At 29.3% G+C, this 3,643-nt stretch carries 4 protein-coding genes; all 4 read right to left on the reverse strand.

Annotation, left to right across the window (positions count from 1 at the left end; genetic code table 11):
• Positions 1-273: 273 nt before the first annotated feature.
• The 4 genes from RMO83_RS13715 to RMO83_RS13730 all read right to left on the reverse strand — a co-directional run bounded on the left by RMO83_RS13715 (position 274) and on the right by RMO83_RS13730 (position 3,415).
• Entirely contained in the window at positions 274-1,041 is a 768-nt protein-coding gene (locus RMO83_RS13715; protein ID WP_310560265.1) for a hypothetical protein, read from the reverse strand.
• Between the two features lie 247 nt (positions 1,042-1,288).
• Entirely contained in the window at positions 1,289-1,771 is a 483-nt protein-coding gene (locus RMO83_RS13720) for a hypothetical protein (RefSeq protein ID WP_310560266.1), read from the reverse strand.
• A 181-nt stretch (positions 1,772-1,952) separates the two neighbouring features.
• The gene (locus RMO83_RS13725) at positions 1,953-2,621 is read right to left on the reverse strand and encodes a hypothetical protein (RefSeq protein ID WP_310560267.1); all 669 of its coding nucleotides are present in this window, start codon (positions 2,619-2,621) and stop codon (positions 1,953-1,955) included.
• Between the two features lie 170 nt (positions 2,622-2,791).
• Positions 2,792-3,415 (reverse strand): SHOCT domain-containing protein, encoded by a 624-nt coding sequence (locus RMO83_RS13730; protein WP_310560268.1) that lies wholly within the window; start codon positions 3,413-3,415, stop codon positions 2,792-2,794.
• Positions 3,416-3,643 lie beyond the last annotated feature (228 nt).

Raw genomic sequence — 3,643 nt, forward strand, 5'->3', positions numbered from 1 at the left:
GGTATATCCCCCTTCCTTTTTGGACAAACCAAATTAGCAGCCTAAAAAAAGAGCCCTCTCGAAAGGCTTTATTTGGATTGTAGCAATGGGAAAATGTGAAGATTTAAAAGGAAAAAGGAGGTTATTTCACAGCCTGACGTTCCGCCGCTTTGCACAGTTGCAAACTTATGAAAAGCGATTTTTCCTTTTAGGAAAAACGAAGTTATGAAAAATATAAGTTCTATTACAACAAAACTTTGCAATTGTGCAAAACGGCTGTTAGCGATTGTTTTTTTAGAAATTATATGTTAGTTCAATTGTATTATTTGGAGGGATAAATATTGGGAAATCTACACTTGTGTTTACACCATTTTTTCTCCTAAAAATCCGTATTACATTGTTTTCGCCTTCGGCTACAAATACATTTAAAAGATTATTAAGGTTTGTTGCTCTCCAATTTCCATAACCACTAAAACCAGTTGAATATTCAGAATTTAAAAAAGTATTTACTCCAATTTTAGGACCAAAAGGATATAATGTTTGTACTTCAAAATAGTCATCTGCTTGCAATGGAAGAAAATTATTTAAATTCACTTTTATATATGTTTTTTTAGGAATATAAAAGATTTTGTCAATTATTGTATCTCTATTTGTAATTGAATAAATTGCAAATCCAATATCAGTTGAAGTATTACCAATTAAATTATTAGTTCTAATATATTTATTTACATCAATATTTGAGTCGTCGATTTCAACTTCAAAATATCCATTTGCTGTATGACCTAATTCATTGTCTTTAATAAAAAAGTTTTTATAAAAATTTCCGCTTTGGTCTGACTGTGTGCTTACTATCTTTCGTGTTGAACCTCCACCTAATTCACCACCACTAATTCTATATTTTAATGAAACTTTAATATTTGAAACAGGAACATTATTTAATGTAACAAATTTACCGCTTAAGGTTGTGCAATTTGATGTGCAATCATTTTCTGTATCATCTTCTGTTTTTTCACAGCTTGTAAAAAATAAGAATATAACAAAAACAGTAATTAAATTTTTCATAGTTCATTTTTTTATACAGTTTCTTAAAATAATCGCTAACGTCCTGCTGCTTCAAGATGCTTGCGGATTTAGAAGCAGAGTATTTTTGGCTGGGTGGATTTATGATGACAGCACGTAATTCCACTAAATCCGCAAGTATATTGAAACAGCTGTTGTGCCTTCGGTTTTCTTTTCGGTTAAACTTTCACACCGATTTTAAGTGAAAGTATTTTTAAAATTATTTTTATGTTTAATAAAATTATCGACTTTATTTTTTCGGATACGTTTTGGTTTGTGTTTCAGATTTTAGCTTATTTGATTTTAATATTTTTATCTCTTTCCGTAATGTATCGATTTGCTTTTGGTTGTAATTGTTAACTTCTGATATTTTTAATTGAATAGCATAATATGCTATAAATAATGATAATATCGGGATCACTATTTGAACTATATTTTTTAAAATATTTATTATATCGTCAAAAAATGCTTTAGTATATTTTTTATCATTAAAAGATGCAACGCCTTTTAAAGTAGAGTATAGACCCAAAATATATCTTGGATTATGTCTTTCTACTTCTGCTGAATCTAAAAGAGATTGTTTTATGAGTTCGTATTTGTATTTAGACATTTTTAGTTTCTCTAAAATAACATCGTCATTTAGTCCAATTTCTTTATTTTCTGTTTCTCCAATTTCTGATAATATATATTGTTCGGATAAAATTCCTAGCAATTTGTGTTTTCTTAAATTCATTATCATATTTTCGGTTTTTCGGTTCTCTAAACTGAGGCACAACGTTCCGCCGCTTGGCGAGGTTGCGAACTTCGTAACCGTTTATTTTCCACTAAGATAAAAATTCTTGCGAAATGTGAACATGAATTTACAACAAAATTCGCAATCTTGCCAAACGGCTGTTAGTGGCTGCCGTTTATGGCTATTCTGTTGTTTTTAAAAAATATTCACCTAATTTGATAACGTTTTTGTCAATTGTGTCTTTTGCTTGTTCATTAAATTTAGTAATTATTTGTTTACTTTCATATGTATTAAATTTCCGCAAAACTTTATATGATTCTGCTCGATATTGTTCAATTTCAGTTTTATCATTAAGAATTATACTTAAATTTTTTGTTGCAGGAAAATATTCCAATTTTTCAATTCCGCCAAATGCATAAAGTCGCGATTTCATTTCTTTGTCCAAAATATTTTCGTTTATTACTTTTCCAATTTCATATCCAGCTTCAATAATTGGTCTTTCATTAAACTCTTCTGCAACAGATTGATTTATGAAAACAACATAATAATCATAAGCGCATTTTCTTTCAATCAGTTTACCAACTACAAAATAGAAAACTAATATTAAAGTCGAAGAAATAAATAAAATTCTGTAATTTCTTAATTTAATTTGTTTGAACGAATAAATTAATGAATTTGCAATTATTAGCCAAAAAAGTGTTTTGTATATGAATATTGATGTTAATGCAATATCTAACATTAAAAGTTCTTTGCCTTCTGGACTCCAAGCATAATTATCTGTGCTTGTCCACATTTTCCAAAATAAAATTACAATTATACTTACTATTAAATGTGGAAATATTTTTTTCATTTCAATTTTCGTTCTGTTGCGGTACGGTTGACACTAACGTCTCGTGGCTTGCAGAAGTTGGGGATTTGGTTAGCCTGAACTTTCAGTAAATCACTGTCTACAAAAGTACAAAACAATGTGTAAAGTCAAGACCAAAACCCCAATTTTTGCAAACCGCTGTTACAAGCTGGCTATTTTATGATTTTCATTAATTCTTTTTTGATTTTATCATATTCTTCTTGTGTAATTACTCCCAAATCAAGTTTAGTTTTGGCTTTTTGCAATTCAGCAAGTGCTTGGTCGCTTGTCATTGATGCTTTTGGATTTATTAATTCTCCATATTGCAATGCGAAGTCTAAATTCAATACAGTTATGTCCATTCCGGGATTTTTGAATATTACCATAACTCCTGCATTTGTTGCTTTCTTTCCATTTTTCACAAACTTTATATCTTCAATTTCTACTTCTTTACCTTTAAACACTTCTGGTAAATAGGTTATTCCACTCAATATTGCGCTTCCCATTCTGCCTAACATCAAATACGTAAAATTATTTACGGTTTGATTTGTAGAACCAAAAAGTCCTGGTGTTTGTTGATTAGTTGTATTTGTTCCGCTTGGTTTTCCCAATAGCATTTTATCTCCAATTTGTAAAGTTGAACCGTCAGCAAATTTTAAATACTTAAATTTTGTAGAATTTGGAATTGTTTTGACCCATTCTGCGTCATTTAATTTTGATACAAACAATGTGTCAGCTAATTGAGCTGATGCTGAAATACTAAATCCAATTAGGACTAAAAAAATAATTTTCTTCATTTTGTTAATTTAAGGTTTTGATTTAATTCTATTATATAATTGTTGTTATTGTACGATTTTTCGTTATTTTCGGGTTAGCTTGCTTGTAACGTCAGACTGTGAAAAAACATTCACAATCCTATCAACAAATATACTAAAATACTTGTAAGAAAAATAAAGTTTTTGTAAATTTAGTGATGCAACACATCCAAGGAATTTCCCGTCACCAACTACAAGTAGTCAGCTTAG

The sequence above is a fragment of the Flavobacterium sp. genome (assembly GCF_031423415.1).
In the GTDB taxonomy this organism is placed as follows: Bacteria; Bacteroidota; Bacteroidia; order Flavobacteriales; family Flavobacteriaceae; genus Flavobacterium.

Excerpts from the sequence above, each read along its gene's own strand:
- RMO83_RS13730 (WP_310560268.1), bottom strand. The coding sequence starts at position 3,415 with ATGAAGAAAATTATTTTTTTAGTCCTAATTGGATTTAGTATTTCAGCA.
- RMO83_RS13725 (WP_310560267.1), bottom strand. The coding sequence starts at position 2,621 with ATGAAAAAAATATTTCCACATTTAATAGTAAGTATAATTGTAATTTTA.
- RMO83_RS13715 (WP_310560265.1), bottom strand. The coding sequence starts at position 1,041 with ATGAAAAATTTAATTACTGTTTTTGTTATATTCTTATTTTTTACAAGC.
- RMO83_RS13720 (WP_310560266.1), bottom strand. The coding sequence starts at position 1,771 with ATGAATTTAAGAAAACACAAATTGCTAGGAATTTTATCCGAACAATAT.